Annotated in this window: 12 protein-coding genes; 2 read left to right on the top strand and 10 right to left on the bottom strand. The window is 40.4% G+C overall.

Annotated elements, in window-relative coordinates:
• The 10 genes from MCJ35_RS01935 to MCJ35_RS01890 form a co-directional block, all read right to left on the bottom strand.
• Entirely contained in the window at positions 1-3408 is a 3408-nt protein-coding gene (locus tag MCJ35_RS01935; protein ID WP_008726745.1) for a non-ribosomal peptide synthetase, read from the bottom strand.
• A complete protein-coding gene (locus MCJ35_RS01930; protein WP_006567742.1) occupies positions 3405-4964 on the bottom strand; it encodes an AMP-binding protein in 1560 nt (519 codons plus the stop codon). The genes MCJ35_RS01935 and MCJ35_RS01930 overlap by 4 nt, the downstream gene beginning before the upstream one ends.
• Entirely contained in the window at positions 4894-5661 is a 768-nt protein-coding gene (locus tag MCJ35_RS01925; protein WP_025483254.1) for a 4'-phosphopantetheinyl transferase family protein, read from the bottom strand. Before MCJ35_RS01925 ends, MCJ35_RS01930 begins: the two co-directional genes overlap by 71 nt.
• A complete protein-coding gene (locus MCJ35_RS01920) occupies positions 5651-6403 on the bottom strand; it encodes a thioesterase II family protein (RefSeq protein ID WP_024739135.1) in 753 nt (250 codons plus the stop codon). Before MCJ35_RS01920 ends, MCJ35_RS01925 begins: the two co-directional genes overlap by 11 nt.
• A gap of 46 nt (positions 6404-6449) precedes the next feature.
• Entirely contained in the window at positions 6450-7151 is a 702-nt protein-coding gene (locus tag MCJ35_RS01915; RefSeq protein ID WP_006567745.1) for an energy-coupling factor transporter transmembrane component T, read from the bottom strand.
• Complete coding sequence (locus MCJ35_RS01910) at positions 7148-7759, bottom strand: MptD family putative ECF transporter S component (RefSeq protein ID WP_006567746.1); 612 nt, start codon at positions 7757-7759, stop codon at positions 7148-7150. The genes MCJ35_RS01915 and MCJ35_RS01910 overlap by 4 nt, the downstream gene beginning before the upstream one ends.
• A gap of 440 nt (positions 7760-8199) precedes the next feature.
• Positions 8200-9699: an ABC transporter ATP-binding protein gene (locus tag MCJ35_RS01905; protein WP_006567747.1), complete on the bottom strand. Its 1500-nt coding sequence runs from the start codon at positions 9697-9699 to the stop codon at positions 8200-8202.
• Positions 9700-9712: 13 nt separating this feature from the next.
• Complete coding sequence (locus tag MCJ35_RS01900; RefSeq protein WP_006567748.1) at positions 9713-10438, bottom strand: energy-coupling factor transporter transmembrane component T; 726 nt, start codon at positions 10436-10438, stop codon at positions 9713-9715.
• Entirely contained in the window at positions 10438-11025 is a 588-nt protein-coding gene (locus MCJ35_RS01895; RefSeq protein ID WP_006567749.1) for an MptD family putative ECF transporter S component, read from the bottom strand. Before MCJ35_RS01895 ends, MCJ35_RS01900 begins: the two co-directional genes overlap by 1 nt.
• A gap of 78 nt (positions 11026-11103) precedes the next feature.
• Complete coding sequence (locus MCJ35_RS01890) at positions 11104-11721, bottom strand: TetR/AcrR family transcriptional regulator (protein ID WP_006567750.1); 618 nt, start codon at positions 11719-11721, stop codon at positions 11104-11106.
• A gap of 126 nt (positions 11722-11847) precedes the next feature.
• Between MCJ35_RS01890 and MCJ35_RS01885 the strand changes: the two genes are divergently transcribed.
• Both MCJ35_RS01885 and MCJ35_RS01880 read left to right on the top strand, forming a co-directional pair.
• Positions 11848-13602, top strand: a complete 1755-nt coding sequence (locus tag MCJ35_RS01885; RefSeq protein ID WP_006567751.1) for an ABC transporter ATP-binding protein — start codon at positions 11848-11850, stop codon at positions 13600-13602.
• The gene (locus tag MCJ35_RS01880; protein ID WP_006567752.1) at positions 13603-15327 is read left to right on the top strand and encodes an ABC transporter ATP-binding protein; all 1725 of its coding nucleotides are present in this window, start codon (positions 13603-13605) and stop codon (positions 15325-15327) included.
• The last annotated feature ends 225 nt before the right edge of the window (positions 15328-15552 follow it).

Raw genomic sequence — 15552 nt, 5'->3', positions numbered from 1 at the left:
CTAAATGGTATCAATCGTCAACTCTGCACCCTGATTAATCATTTGTATCTGACTTGCCAGTTCTCTAATCGTAGGGGCATTCACTAATATTGCTGTCCCGAGATCTCCATTGACTAAATGTGACTTTTTAATTTTATCAATCAGCATAATCGCCTTTAAGCTATCGCCTCCGGCTTTAAAAAAGCTGATATCTCTTGAATACTTTGTGGAACCGAGTACTTCTATCCATAGCCGTTCTAATTCTTCTTCTATAGCTCCCTGCGGTTTTTCGTAACCGGCCACAGCCTGACGTTCTTTAAAAAACAATTCTGCTACCATTTTACGGTCAACTTTCCCATTTGCACTCAACGGTATAGACTTTCCATATTGATATTCAGATGGAACCATATAGAGAGGAAGATAGGAACTAATCGACTGATTTATGGTTTCGTCCTGAATCAACTCACTATCTGGGTCGTTTTTAACAATAAACGCACAAAGTTTTTGACTGCCGCCTTCCGAAACGATACATGCAACAGAACTCTTAATACCTTCCGCCCTGTTGATTGCTGCTTCAATCTCTCCCAGTTCAATCCGGTACCCTCTGAATTTTACCTGCGTATCTTTTCTTCCCAGGAATTCAATTGTTCCATCATTCCAAAACCTTCCCATATCACCGGTTTTATACCATCTTATGTTTTTAAATGATACAAACTTATTATTTGTAGTGGTTTCATCACCGACATAGCCCTTTGCCACTCCAATTCCGCCAATCCATAATTCTCCCGGCACCCAATCAGGGCAGTCTCTTCCCCTCTGGTCAACGACCCTGTATAGCTGTCCGTCCAGGGGAGTTCCATATGGAATTGATACCCACTCTTTAGGAACAGGCAGCTTCACCTGATAATAATTAGACCATATAGAACCTTCAGTTGCTCCACCAAGAGCTGTCAATTCAGAATTTGGAGCAACATCTGCTAATTTTGCCGGCAGGTCCGTACCAATCCAGTCCCCGGACAACAATACGGTTTTAAGGGATTGCAATTTCATCTCCTCAGCCTGTGCCTGTTCCAGAAGCATCCGTAATAGAAAAGGCACTGAATTCCAACAGGTTATATGGTATCTGGTAACTAAATCCAACCATTGAGCAGCATCTGTTTTACTCGCCTCGTCCAGCAAGACTATAGTCCCGCCCGTTCCAAGAATTCCAAATATATCATAAACCGATAAATCAAATTCCAAAGAAGACACTGCCAATAAACTATCTTTTTCACTGATGTCACATTTCTTGTTCACATCACAAATTGTATTCATGGCTGAAAAATGGGAAATCTCCACGCCTTTGGGTTCTCCAGTAGTTCCAGAGGTGAAAATAACATAAGCACTGCTGGAAGGATTTACTGGTTCATTGGCAGATATCTCCTCCCGCTTCGCCCGGTCATTCACATCAATGATATTCACTCTGTTTAACCTTAAATGACAGCCATGAGATACCATATATCTTATATCAGCGCGTTTCACGATCTTTTCGATGCGCTTATCCGGCTGGTTCATTCCAATCGGCACATAACATGCACCCAGCAGCAATATTGATAGTACTGATATTATCTGTTCTGCTCCCCTGGGCAATCGCACAGCCACCTTATCGCCAGGCCCTACACCTTCCAGCTGTAATAAACGTGCTAATTTCTTCGCTTCTTTGCACAGCTCATAATAAGTCAAGGTTCTGCCGGTGCCTTCTATGACAGCCGTTTTGCTGCTACGGTCTGTTGCATTTCTAAAAACAAGTTCATGCAGACATAGATTCTGCTTTACCCCAATTGTATTTATGCCTGAATATCTCTCTGCGAATTTTGTCTCTGATATTACAGGAAGTTCTTCCCCCCATTTGTCAGGATTGGATATAGTCCATCTCAAACATTCTATATAGGCACTGAACATATCCTCTATAAAGCCTTTCGGGAATACATCTTCAACTGTGTCCCACGAAAGCAAAATGCCTTCCGGGAATCTCATGACCTGGAAATCTATCAAAACTTGCGGTGTCTGTGAAGAAATATATTTTAATTTGCCAAAACTCCCTGCAAACCCATCAGTAATGATTGGTTCCATGCAGTCACAAGAAAATACGATTGGCGCCACAAGCTTTTGTGTTGGCCTTGACCTTAGTATATCTCTTATTACTTTCACTCCGGAATAAGCAGAATAGTCCAGCGATTCCAGAAAGGCTTCCTGAATTCTTTTCGTTTTACTAATAAAACCTCGTTCTTCAATGCCCTTTACCGGAAGCAAAAGGATATTTGTAAAATCAGCCACTTTGTCCTCTGCTTCTGACGGTCTGTTAAACAGAGGTATATTCATCAGAAAATCCGATTGATTGCTGTAACGTTCTAATATCTGTGTATAAATGGTCAGCAGTATCATTGCAGGTGTGACCTGGTTCTTCGCAGCACTTGCCGCAAGCCTGTCCCAATCCGCTTTCTCCAGCATAAAATTTCTTCTTTTAAACACCGGCTTCTTTACCGATTGATACGCTCTCTTTAATGGCAGTTCCGGCGCTTCCGGCAGTGTAGCAAAGTGTTCTTTCCAATAAGCGGCCACTTTTCGGTAAGCGTCCTCATTTTCTTTATGCTTCATGTGCTCTTCAAGAGAAAAAGGCGATTGCGTTTTCTCAAAAGAACAATCATTATATAATTTTTCTAAATCCGAAAAAATAATCTTTATGCTCTTTAAATCCGCTACCAGCAAATCAATGCCAAAATGCAAGATAGTTTTGTTCTTGCCTATAACCGATAAAATGAGTACTGCCACTTCGCCTCGTTCAACAGCCAACACTTTATGACTGTACTCATTTCTTACCGCTTCCATTTTCTCTTTCTTTTCTGTTTCATCTAATTGTTGTAAGTCATATATTATGATGCTGGAATTATATGGTTTATCCTGAATAACCTGGGTTCCGCTCTCCAAAAACTTTGTCCGGAGCGATGAGTGCAGGTATTGCACGTTTTCCCACGCCTTTGATAACCTCTGCCGGTCTATTTCCCCACATTCAAACTCAAAATACAGATAGCACGATATTCCTCCCATCACCTGATCTGGATTTCTGCCCACCCAATACGCATGCTGAACATCGGTAAGAGGAAATTCCATCGTTTCCGTCCGACTCCTATCCACTTCCTTTTTACTTTCTGCGCTGACACTCTGCATTTTTATTATTTTCCACCATTCCGCCAGATACGGTTTTTTCAGCAATTCAGAAACGCGGACATTGATACCTCTGCGTTTTAGCTCACTGGATATTAGCATTACCTTTAAGGATTCAAATCCAGCCTCAATCAAATTTATGTTTTCTATATCTGCAGTATAAGAATACTCCCCAATCTCTGCTATAATCTGACACAGCTCTGCATATGTAATCTCCGATTTCATATTTTCTCCTTCCCTGCAGTGTTATTCGCAATCTCCCGCAGCTTTACCCGGTTAATCTTTTTTACCGATGTAAGAGGCCACTCATCTATCTTCACAAGCTGGTCTGGTAGCTTATATGTTGCCAACCCCTTTTCCATAAGAAATTTTCGTATATGTGATAAATTAATTTTTTCATCCGCAGTCATGATGAAAGCACAAATTCTTTCTCCCATTAGAAAATCCTCAACACCTACTACCACCGCCTCATCAATGTTCGGATGTTCACTTATAAATATTTCAATCTCTCTCGGTTCTATTTTCTCACCAGACCTATTTATTTGGTCCGTGATCCTTCCCTGTACCTGATATCCATATGTGGAATCCCATCTCACTTTATCGCCTGTTCTATAAAATCCGTCCGATGTGAACTTATCTTTCATACTGACATCCTGGTTATAATAACTTTGAATGGTAAATGGTCCACGAATTATCAATTCTCCTTCTTCACCATTCAGTACGTCCATGCCATTCTCATCAATAATCCGGATTTCCTCATAGCCAGACACCGAATAATGGTAGCCTACCGCATCGCCAAGATTGCTGCGATCATAAATACTATACAGGGCCAGTCCTTCCGTTGCTCCATAAAGGGGTAAGACCTCACATTCCACCTTTTCAATTAATTTTGTAACAAGGCTCTCATCAACCAAGGAACCTCCAATAATGATTTTCCTGACGCTGCTCAAATCATATCCACACTCTTGATTCAGATACTGATTCCAGATTCGCGCCAGTGTTGGAACTAAGGCTGTAATTGTAATATTTTCTTTTTCAACTTGTACAAAAATATCATCGCAGTCCAGGTCACTGCATAAAACAGCTTTTCCCCCTGCGAAAAACACATTCAGAATTCCGGGCGAATATAACCCAACCTTATGTGCTAATGGCAGACAAGCTAAATAACTGTCAGAGGACGTAAACTGGAATTTCTGATTATATCCATAAATATGCCAATAAATCATTCTATGAGTGATTGGCACTAATTTAGGAACTCCGGTTGTTCCGCTTGACAACATAAGGAGGGCTATGCTGTCAAGCTCCTTGTTTTCTTCGATGATATTTTCGGTGTCTTCTTTCAATCCTTCGGCTATATCCTTGACTGCGATTTTACAAATCTGTCTGCTTGCACGCCCCTTGTGAATCCTTAATGATACTTCGTCCTTATCATAGAAAACCAATGTTGAGGCATCCGTCTTATCAAAAATGCCCTTTAACTCATTCTCACCAAATAAAGAGTTTGTAACAATTGGGATTGAACCTATTTTAATTAACCCCAGCAAACCAAATACAAACTCTTTTACATTCGGTATTCGCAAAACAACCAGTTCACCCTTGCTTATCCCGCGCCTTTTGAAATAGCAGCCATACTGGTTGATTTTCTTTTCCAGTTCTCCATAGGTAATACGATTTATGCCCTCCACAATAGCGGTCTTATTTCTATTTGCTTTAAACCTTTCTCCCAGCCAGATATCTATCGTTTTCTCCTGTACCGGTCGCAATTTCTTCCCATAGTTCATTCTCATTCCTCATTCCATATGCCAAACATGCTTTATGACATTTATCTACAGCAATTTGACAAATCCGCCAAATCTGATCTCCGTAGCTTTCACTGCTGGTTCCGCCGATTTTTACAGAAAAAGAGGCGAAATCTTTATAAAGCCCATAGCCGATTGCCTTCACATAGGCTTCTTTCGCTGTCCAAGATTCAAAAAAGGACTCAATATTATTTTGCCTGATTACAGTTGCTGTTTCTTCTGGTGAAAAATAATTTTCTGCGAGCCTTTGATATTCCTGTATTTGTTTTATTGCCTGCACATCTACGCCAACCTGAACATTACGTCCAAAGGCAAGCATTACAATCTCTCCCGAGTGAGATAGGTTGTAATTTATAGATAGACGTTTTCCAGAACAGCACAGATATGGTTTCCCAAAACGTCCTCTCTCAATTTGTATATCTTTTATATCTTTGCCAAGATAAGATGAAGAAATCTTTTTTACAGCGATTCGCCCTATTGCACCTCTCATTATGTCTTCATACTTTACATATGATGTATATTGCTTTATCTCTTCTTCATTCAAGATTCCCCAATTCTCTTTTATCCAACCTGTCATGCTTCTCCACCGCAGAATCCAAACCTGTATTTCTTCTGGAGGAAGATTATTCATAAAGCAATGCCGTGAAGTGAATGTAGGACGAATCACTTTAATTTTCACGATTGATAAACTCCTCAGATTTTTGATGAATTAACTTTAATACATTTTCCTCATCTTCTTTTATAAAGAAATGCCCGCCTCTGAAAAGGTAATACTGAAACTTGCTCTGCGTGTATTCAGACCATCTCTTAATATCGGCCAGGGTCGCTTCCCTATCCTCATTCCCGCCAATTGCCAAAACTGGACATATTAATTTTGATGGGGCATCCGGATAATAGCTTTCATCCAGAATAAAATCCGATCTGATTATCGGCATATAAAAGTTCAACAGTCTTTTATCCATTTTTATTTCTTCCGGAATACCGTCATATCGTTCCAGGCCAATCAAAAACTCCTGTTCTGTCAAATGAGATATCGGCTGTGGTTCCGGAATATGGGGAACTCTGCTTCCGGAGAAAATCGCCAACTTTGCTACCCTTTTGTTGTTCTCAAGCATTTTTTCAACTTCAAATGCTATTTTGCCGCCCATGCTATGGCCAAATAGGATAAAGTCATTGTCAAACCTCATAATAGCGTCCACAACGTCTTTTACAAGTGATTGCATGTTCAAATATGGCTTCTCACCAATACGTTCTTCTCTTCCCGGTAATTGTATGGGGCAAACCGAAAGTTTCTTGTCAAAATATTGAATCCACTTAGCATAGAAAGCGGCACCGCCTCCTGCATATGGGAAACAAAACATTATTGTACTTTGGGGGCTAATACCTTCCGAATTCTTAATCAATTTCCCATTGTATATCATAACCTCACCTCCTGAATCCAGACTAACCCAACCGCCCCCCACTGATTTAAACCCTGCAGCAAACAACAGCAATGATGGTACTGGACATTACTAAGAAAATATCTTTTGCAGTCAGACTTATAATGTAATAGCTATCTTTCTTATACGGACTCTCGATTCCTCTGACAATGGCTGATGATGCCAGTTCGTCCGCTATTTTCAGGCTTCTGAAAACCATAGGGACAATTGCATATTCCAATGTACTAAGCGGGTGAAAAAGGACTGTCCTTATAGACCGCAAAAAGCCTCTTACCTTCATAGCGTCTTTTACTTCACCAAACTCATGAACAAGGGTGGGAGCAAACCGGAGCATGACAATTATAATCAGCATTATATTTTCGGGAATCGGTAACTTCCTTATACTGGAAGTCAGTTTGCCTGAAGGTATATGCACTATCAGACACACAATCATCGCCGGCATCAATAGACGATAAAGCATATGAAATAACAGCGGTGATGGAAAAGAGATATGGTATTTTGTATTAATAGCCAGCCAAACTACCGACAGGATATATACCCCCAACATTCCTAATCCCATCGTAAATAACTCAAAATAGCATAACAATAGAAAAAGCCATATCATATATAAACCATGCCCCAGCAAACTGGTGCTTAAGAAGGAAGTGAAGCATGCGCAGACAGCCAACAGCAACACTGTCCTGCCATCGATCTGCTCCACTTTTCTGATGTTACTATGATTCATAATCATTCCAAAATACCAGCTTTCTGAAAATGTCTTCTTAATAGTCTCTGCCCGAACAGAACACCTAATACAGCAAGAAGACCGGTTATTGCACAGCCCAAAAGCATCAGCCCCGGATGGGTTGACATTAAAAACTGCATATCTAAGGTTTCCTGTGAAAAGCCACTATTTAATGCCATTTCTTTATAACTGTCCCATGCCCACCAGAGAGGCACCGCACATCCAACGAAATTCCCGATACTGTTTAAAGCCCAGCCAATCATATTGCGGATCGGCTTTCTATATGTATTTTTTCCAATCATAGACAGCTCGGAAATAACGCCTACAATCAGGAAATATGGCAGCAAGAAGGCGTAACCCATAAGTGCCTGGATAAGGCCATACACAAATGCCCAAACAAACAACAGCCCATGTTTGTTCACCCGGTTTGCCGCTACAAGGAAGAATACAGCTCCTAAAAAGCCGTCAATGGCGGCTGAACCATATAAATACACTTCTGAAAATGGCAATGTGACAGCGCTGACCACCATTGCTATCATATAATTGATTACCAACATGGCTGCAACCGTGATTACGTCTCTGATACTAAACTTACTTCCCTTTGTTTCACTCATATAAAGATCCTCCTGTAATATAGTGGTTTTGGTTAGTTGCTACTAACTATTAGTTAAAGCCTCGGCATGTTAGCAGCAACTAACTCTATTGTATTTTACAGGATTCTTTTTAATATTTCTACCCCTTTAAATGTGTATTTTTTTAAAATAGCCCATTTTAACAGTTTGTTTCATTCAAAGGCTTGTCACATCACAGGGCTGTAGATGACTTTATGAAACATTCAATTAAATTTCGTTTTACTTAAATATTAAATTATAAAATAATTGCCGCAGACTTTTTGATAAATCGACATTGTCACTATTATAAAAAGTACTGCGGCCTGAATCATTATATTAACTTCCAGCTTACTCTTACGTATTTCTATATCCGAAATAAGTTCTCTTTAGTCCTTATGACAAATAACATTTCTCTCAGCCCACTTCAAAGTACTCTTTCGCTTTCATATAGCCATTGCTGAATCACCCTTTTCGTGGGAGAAAAATTCCTGTAAAAGTCTTACAGCCTCGTTATCCATAGGCCGATGCCATAATATACGGCCATGCTCAATAAACATAAGATGTGTACAGCATTTGTATATCAGTTCAGGATCATGCGTTATCAGAAACAACGTTTTTTTCATTTCTTTTAGCTGTATTAATTTTTCTGAAACCTCAAGCATATGTCTATAATCCAATCCACTGGTGGGTTCATCAAATATGATTATTTCTTTCCCAGATGCAACAGCACTGCCAATAGCGACTCGCTGCTTTTCACCACCGGATAACGACATTGGGTGCAGTTTCAGTTTATCCGACAAATCAAGCCCGGCCAAAATTTCTTGTGCCCGAACCTTGTCCTCTTCCTCATTTTCTCCATCCATACTCAGCAAAAGTTCATCAAGTACATCTTCTGTAAAAAGCTGGTGATTTACATCCTGCATTACCATATAGGAAATATGCCGGCGCTTCTTCGCATTGAGAGCATTGCCATTTAATTTCAAAGTGCCCTTTGAAGATTTATCTAATCCGCATAGACATCTGGCAAAAGAGGATTTACCAGCTCCATTGTCACCAATGATTCCAATGATTTCTCCCTGCGGCAATGTTAAATTCGGTATGTTTACAATCGGATATCCCCGTTTTTCATATGAAAACCAAAAGTTATCAATCTGCAGGCTTTTTTCATTTGCTTCAGGTTTTTTTTCAGGCATCAAGTCAAATGGATTTAATGCACGTAATCCCATTTTCTTTAACTCCTTTGGATCTAGTTCCAAAAATTCCTCTCTTGTATATTCATTACATATCTCTCCGCGCTTCATATATATGATTCGGTCCGCATATGGAGCCAGGTAATAAAGGCGGTGTTCGGCAACGATTACTGTCTTATTTTCAGATTGCCATTGGCGAATTACTTCTGTTAAATCTTTTATCGAAGAAATATCCAAATTTGAGGACGGTTCATCCAAAACAAAAGTATTAGGGCAGATAGCATCTGCCGATGCACAGGCTATCTTCTGCTTTTCTCCACCAGATAAAGCAAACAGGCTCCGTCCAAGCAGATTTTCTAATTTAAGGCATTTTGTTGTATTCTCAAGCCTTGCCAGCATTTCCTGCACCGGCAACCCCAAATTTTCGCATCCAAACACAATCTCGCTTGTCGTATCTACATTGTAGAACTGTGTTCTCGGGTTTTGAAATACAGAGCCAACCATGGGGGCAATCTGATATAACTGATAATCCTTTACCTCTTTCCCATCCAAATAAATCTGTCCCGTTAACTGTCCATTATAATAATGCGGAATCAATCCGTTAATCAGGCGCGTCAAAGTTGTTTTACCGCAACCAGATTCACCACATAGTAAAACAGTCTCTCCATCTTCGATTTTCAAATTGATATTACGCAGGCTATTCTCTGATTCTCCGCTTTCATAGGTAAAGGACACATCTTTAATTTCTATCATTTCACTTCCCCTTCTACCATTTAATAATAAATAAGGTGACAAACAGCATAACGCCTGAAATTACTACCGCAATGGCATCGTAACAGGTAAATCCAACTCTCGTTATGCTTGACCGCTTTGCTGGATTATCCAGCCCACGGGTCAACGCTGCCGCAGACAGTTCATCACCAATCTTTACAACCGAAATCATAAGCGGTATGAAACGATATTCAAGCAGTGCCATTGGATTCTGCCAAAATTTTTTCGTACCAAACTGGATTTCCCTCATTCTCATAGCGTCTTTAATAGCTGCTGATTCTTCCTGCATGGTAGGCAAAAAGCGAAATAATACAGAAAGAGGAATGGTAATATTCCTACCGATATGCATTCTGCTCAGTGATGTAATACACTCACTGGCAGTAGTAGATTTAATTATGTAATTCCCCATTGCAAAAGCAGGAAAAAGCCTTAAAACCAATCCCACCAATAAAACTACAATCATATTGACAACCATGTGAAAACGAATTGAGTTTTGGATTTCCTTAACCACCAAAGCAGCTACAAACAGAACTATAAAAATGGCCGCTGCCTTATATTGTCTGTTTGTAAGTAATAGAATAAAAGGTATCAAAGCCACTGCAAGCATAAAAGCGGTATGGCCATATAAAAACTCGGCGGTAGCTACAACGGCCATCAGCAGTAATTTTGTCCGTGGGTCTAAATGGAATCCTTTCGTCTCTGTAACAGCAAGCATGTGCATCAAACAATACCCGCCCTCTCAAAGTGCTTCTTTAACATTTTATGACCGAGCAAAGCACCGCAAATCCCGCCGACAAACAAAATCACAAATCCCGCATACATCATCCATGATGGCATCATAGATTGTAATGTTTCTGCGTATTGGTTCCCCATGGAGCTGTGAATATTTTCCCAGTAGGACTGCCCGGCAATCCAAAGATTCGCAGGGCATCCCATCATGCCAAGGCAAAAACACGCATAGCTTAGGAGGGTAACGTTAAAGTTTTTATACTGACCGGCCTTTAACACAATATCAGCAAGAATTCCGCCCAGTGTCCACCCCACCAGCCCAATCCATGTATAGCCTATAAGAAAGAAAAACAGACCGCAGATGACACCTGTAATTGTCAGCATCCCGAATTTCTGAATTTTTGTGTAGTACAGCATCATAGGAATGCCACATACAAACGGCCAGATAAACAGAAGGAATGGATATATTACAGGCAGTGCAGTCAGTAATCCGAAAACAAAAAATATTACAAGAGTCATGGCAGTATAAATTCCTACATTGATAAGATCTTTTCCATTTAGTTTATTAGATTTTTGCATTTTAATCGTCCTTTCGTTATGACTAATTTCATATTTTATAGTTAGATTCAGCTAACTGTAGGGGAAATTTTTTGGGGATTAAATCCCCAAAACAGTTTGCCAGCCCGAGCTGAAAAATACCGATAGCGTATGAGCATACTTCAATGCAGCTGACTTTGGATAATTGTGCATAACAATTTCCGCAATTGAAGCATAGTAAGAATGGACCAACATATGCCACTCGTCCTCATCTAAATCATTGACAGGTACACCGCGTGCTTTTAATTCTGCAATGAGTTTTATTGTCTCCTGCACATCTGCGCGTACCAAGTCGTCTAAAAAGCCTGCATACTTTGTTCCTGACGAGCACATCAGAAGCAGCCTGAATACATCAAAATGCTCATAAATATATTCGATTATCTGGATAATCGTACTTTCTGACAGCCTCCACAAATTCTTAAGCTCATCTGTTTTTACTAAATCAAAATGCTTATCTATTGATTCTGAATATATCTTTTGGATTGTCTGAACAACTGATTCCACTAAAGAACCAAATAAAGCTTCCTTATCAGCAAAATGATTGTAAAAGGCACCATTGGTTACATTTGCGTCTTTACAGATTTCCCTAATACTGGCTCTTTCAAAGCCAAATTCTAAGAAGTGTTTCTTTGCACAGGCCAAAAGATTTTCATGAGTTTGCTGGAAATCCCTTGACATTTCCTCCCCTCCATTCTATACTATATTACACTGTAATATTACACCGTAATATAGATTTTACCACCCTTTTCCTAAAAAATCAATACCCAATTACAAATTCTGATTAGCAGAAAGGAAGATGTTTATATGAAATCAAAAGAACCGGGGGCAATCCGGCAGCTTTTTATGTTTGTTGGCAGTAGCAAGGGGAAAATGAAATTTTCCATTCTTATGGCCGTTTTAGGGGAACTATTTGGTATGGTTCCATTCCTTATACTGGCTATGTTGGCAGACTCACTCTATTCCGGAACAGCTACTACTAAAGATACGGTGATACTGGCGGGAATCGCGGCACTTTGCCAGTGCATTAAGACATTCCTTACATGGAGGTCGTCCCTTCTGTCCCACCGTATTTCCTTTACTATTTTACAAAATATACGTGAAAGAATTGCCGATAAAATGGCGAAGGTTCCCATGGGCGTCATGTTGGAAACCCCTTCCGGCATTTTTAAAAACTTAATTGTAGATAATGTGGCAAAGCTAGAGGATTCTATGGCCCATTTTATGCCTGAACTTCCGTCACACATCACAGCACCTCTATGCAGTATTCTATTAATCTTTATTTTGGATTGGCGCATGGGGCTGGCCTCTTTAATTACTGTCCCGTTGGGAGGTTTGTTTTTCGCTGCCATGATGCGCGGATATGCCTCCCGTATGGAAAACTATATGTGTTCTGCGAATGAAATGAACAGTTCTCTTGTGGAATATGTAAATGGTATTCAGGTCATTAAAGCTTTTAACCGGTCCAGCTCGTCCTATGGGCAATACTCAAAAGCTGTCAATTACTTCCACGACTGCACCATGGAATGGTGGAGTGAGTGCTGGCTATGGAATGCGGCCGCTCGTGCAGTCCTTCCCTCCACCTTACTTGGCACACTTCCTATCGGCGCTTTGCTTTTTATGAATGGTTCGATTACTTTACCGGTTCTGATGATATGTCTTATTGTCCCCCTTGGCTTTACAGGGCCGCTGATGAAAGTATCGGAAGCCATGGAGCAGGTAAGTATGATCAAAGGAAACCTTGAACAAGTTACTGCCTTCTTAAAAACTCCTGAACTGCAGCGGCCTGCGGACCCGGTTACTCTCACAGAACCGACATTTGAATTTAGTCACGTTTGCTTTGGTTATAACAAAAGTGAAGTGCTGCACGATATCTCATTTAAGACGTCACCGAAATCAATGACAGCGATTGTCGGTCCGTCCGGATCTGGTAAATCTACCATAGCCAAATTAATGGCGGGATTTTGGGATGCCACCTCCGGGACTGTGCTTTTTGGTTCACAGGATATTCGCAACATCCCCTTTGAGCAGCTGATGGGAGAAATCAGTTATGTTGCACAGGATAACTTTCTTTTTGATAAAACCATCCGTGATAATATCCGCATGGGAAATCCAGCCGCAACGGACGAACAAATAGAAACCGTTGCAAAAGCTGCAAACTGCCATGATTTTATCATGCAATTAGAAAAAGGCTACGACACTATGGCCGGAGATGCCGGAGACCGCCTATCTGGTGGAGAACGCCAACGTATCACCATAGCGCGTGCCATGCTTAAAAAAGCTTCCGTGGTTATTCTTGATGAAGCAACTGCCTATGCAGACCCGGAAAATGAAGCACTGATACAAGAAGCAATCAGTAAGTTAATTTCCGGGAAAACCCTAATTGTTGTTGCACATCGTCTGAATACAATCCGCAATGCCGATCAAATCCTTGTTGTAGCTGATGGGAAAATAGCTGGATGCGGAACGCAAAATGAACTGTTAGAGAACTGCCCTCTTTATAAGAAAATGTGGGAGAATTATTCAGATGCGGTAACTTCCAAAACGAAAGGAGAATCTTAGATGTTTGAAATGATTTCTCGTATTTATCAAATCGCCGGCTCCAGCAGAAAAAAAATAACAGTTGGAATACTGTGCAATATTTTAAAATCCTTTTTTCAAAGTTTTATGATGCTCAGTGTATTTTTAATCATGTTAAATCTTGATACACTAACCTCCTCAATAATTTTAAAAGCTGTAACTATCATTCTTATTAGTATTCTTGGACGTTTCTTTTTCCAATGGATGAGTGACCGTACCATGAGCGGAACCGGTTATGATATTTTCCGTGATTACCGTTTAGAAATTGGTGAGCGATTAAAACAAGCACCTATGGGTTATTTTTCAGAGCAGAACCTTGGAACCATCCAAACAATTTTAACCACTACCATAGCGGATCTGGAAGGTTACTCCATGATGGCTATCGAACAGATGACCAGTGGTGTTGCCATGGCATTCCTTATGTCTTTCATGATGTTCTTTTTCAACCCAATAATAGGGACACTAAGTATGATAGGCTTAGTAATTGGCCTGACAGTATTACGCCTGGTCAGACAGCGGGCCGCAGAACATTCGCCAATTTATCAGGCTGCCCAGGAAAATCTGGTTAATAAATGTTTAGAGTACATACGTGGGATTGCTGTTCTCCGTTCATTTTCAAACGGCAAAAGCGGCCAGCAAGAGGTACACACTGCATTTCAAAAGAAATGGGACGCTGATTATTCACAGGAAAAGGCAACCGCAGGTGTTCTCCGGCTATATGGCCTTGTCTATAAATTGATGAGCTGCGTCTTAATCGCTGCTGCTGGTATCTTATACATGGACGGAAAAATTTCCCTACCATTCTGTATGACATTTTTGTTTTGTGCATTTACCGTTTATTCTGATTTGGAAACTATGGGAAACAGTGCATTCTTGAGTAAGAAAATAAATACCGAATTAGACCGTTTGGAAGAAGTGACAAATATTCCCCAGATGGACACCACCACAGATAAACTCCATCCTTCCAATTATGAGATTTCATTAAAAGATGTATCATTTGGCTATGGTTCCCGCAGAATTATTGACCACATATCCTTAAACATACCAGAGCATACTACATGTGCGATTGTAGGTCCGTCAGGAAGCGGTAAAACGACATTATGTAACTTAATCGCTCGTTTCTGGGACGTTCAGGAAGGCTCTGTGTGTATTGGCGGCCAAAATGTGAAAGACTATACCGCTGACAGTGTGCTTGACTGTATCAGTATGGTTTTCCAAAAGGTTTATCTATTCCATGACACAATCGAAAATAATATTAAGTTTGGGAAGCCTGATGCGTCACTTGAAGAAGTAATGGAGGCAGCAAAAAGAGCCTGCTGTCATGACTTTATTATGGCCTTGCCGGATGGATATCAAACTGTAATTGGCGAAAGTGGATCTACATTATCTGGCGGCGAAAAACAAAGAATCTCCATTGCACGGGCAATTTTAAAAGACGCACCCATTGTCATTTTAGATGAAGCAACCTCCAGTGTTGACCCTGAAAATGAACAGGCTCTTTTATCTGCGATTGAGGAGCTGACTAAAAATAAAACTTTAATTTCCATAGCCCATCGATTGAGTACCGTACAAAAAGCTGACCAGATTATTGTGATTGATAATGGGCACGTCAAACAAAAGGGCACCCATGACCAGCTCAGTAAAAAGGACGGAATTTACCGGAATTTCCTTAAATTACGTGTGGAAGCCACCGGATGGCAATTATAAATATTACCCCATTTCACCCCTCTGTATCAATGAAAACCAGGGAAGGATTTAATGAATTCCTTCCCTGATTTTCTTTTTGTGCCAAGGCACTCATTTTCTCTTAACCTTCCAGAACCGGGCAGTCGTCAGGCCATATACCTCACCTTTCGCTTTTGCATAGACCTGTTTTTACTAAACAATTGCCTGAACCTACACATTCCTCTTTAATTTATTTTTCCTATCTAA

Source organism: Enterocloster sp. OA13 (genome assembly GCF_022440595.1).
GTDB lineage: Bacteria > Bacillota > Clostridia > Lachnospirales > Lachnospiraceae > Enterocloster > Enterocloster hominis.
Note: the sequence above shows the minus strand (reverse complement) of the source record. Positions and strands in the feature narration are given on the sequence as shown.

Coding starts and splice junctions, on each gene's coding strand:
- MCJ35_RS01935 (WP_008726745.1), bottom strand. CDS start 3,408: ATGAAATCGGAGATTACATATGCAGAGCTGTGTCAGATTATAGCAGAG.
- MCJ35_RS01930 (WP_006567742.1), bottom strand. CDS start 4,964: ATGAACTATGGGAAGAAATTGCGACCGGTACAGGAGAAAACGATAGAT.
- MCJ35_RS01920 (WP_024739135.1), bottom strand. CDS start 6,403: ATGATATACAATGGGAAATTGATTAAGAATTCGGAAGGTATTAGCCCC.
- MCJ35_RS01915 (WP_006567745.1), bottom strand. CDS start 7,151: ATGATTATGAATCATAGTAACATCAGAAAAGTGGAGCAGATCGATGGC.
- MCJ35_RS01910 (WP_006567746.1), bottom strand. CDS start 7,759: ATGAGTGAAACAAAGGGAAGTAAGTTTAGTATCAGAGACGTAATCACG.
- MCJ35_RS01905 (WP_006567747.1), bottom strand. CDS start 9,699: ATGATAGAAATTAAAGATGTGTCCTTTACCTATGAAAGCGGAGAATCA.
- MCJ35_RS01900 (WP_006567748.1), bottom strand. CDS start 10,438: ATGCACATGCTTGCTGTTACAGAGACGAAAGGATTCCATTTAGACCCA.
- MCJ35_RS01895 (WP_006567749.1), bottom strand. CDS start 11,025: ATGCAAAAATCTAATAAACTAAATGGAAAAGATCTTATCAATGTAGGA.
- MCJ35_RS01890 (WP_006567750.1), bottom strand. CDS start 11,721: ATGTCAAGGGATTTCCAGCAAACTCATGAAAATCTTTTGGCCTGTGCA.
- MCJ35_RS01885 (WP_006567751.1), top strand. CDS start 11,848: ATGAAATCAAAAGAACCGGGGGCAATCCGGCAGCTTTTTATGTTTGTT.
- MCJ35_RS01880 (WP_006567752.1), top strand. CDS start 13,603: ATGTTTGAAATGATTTCTCGTATTTATCAAATCGCCGGCTCCAGCAGA.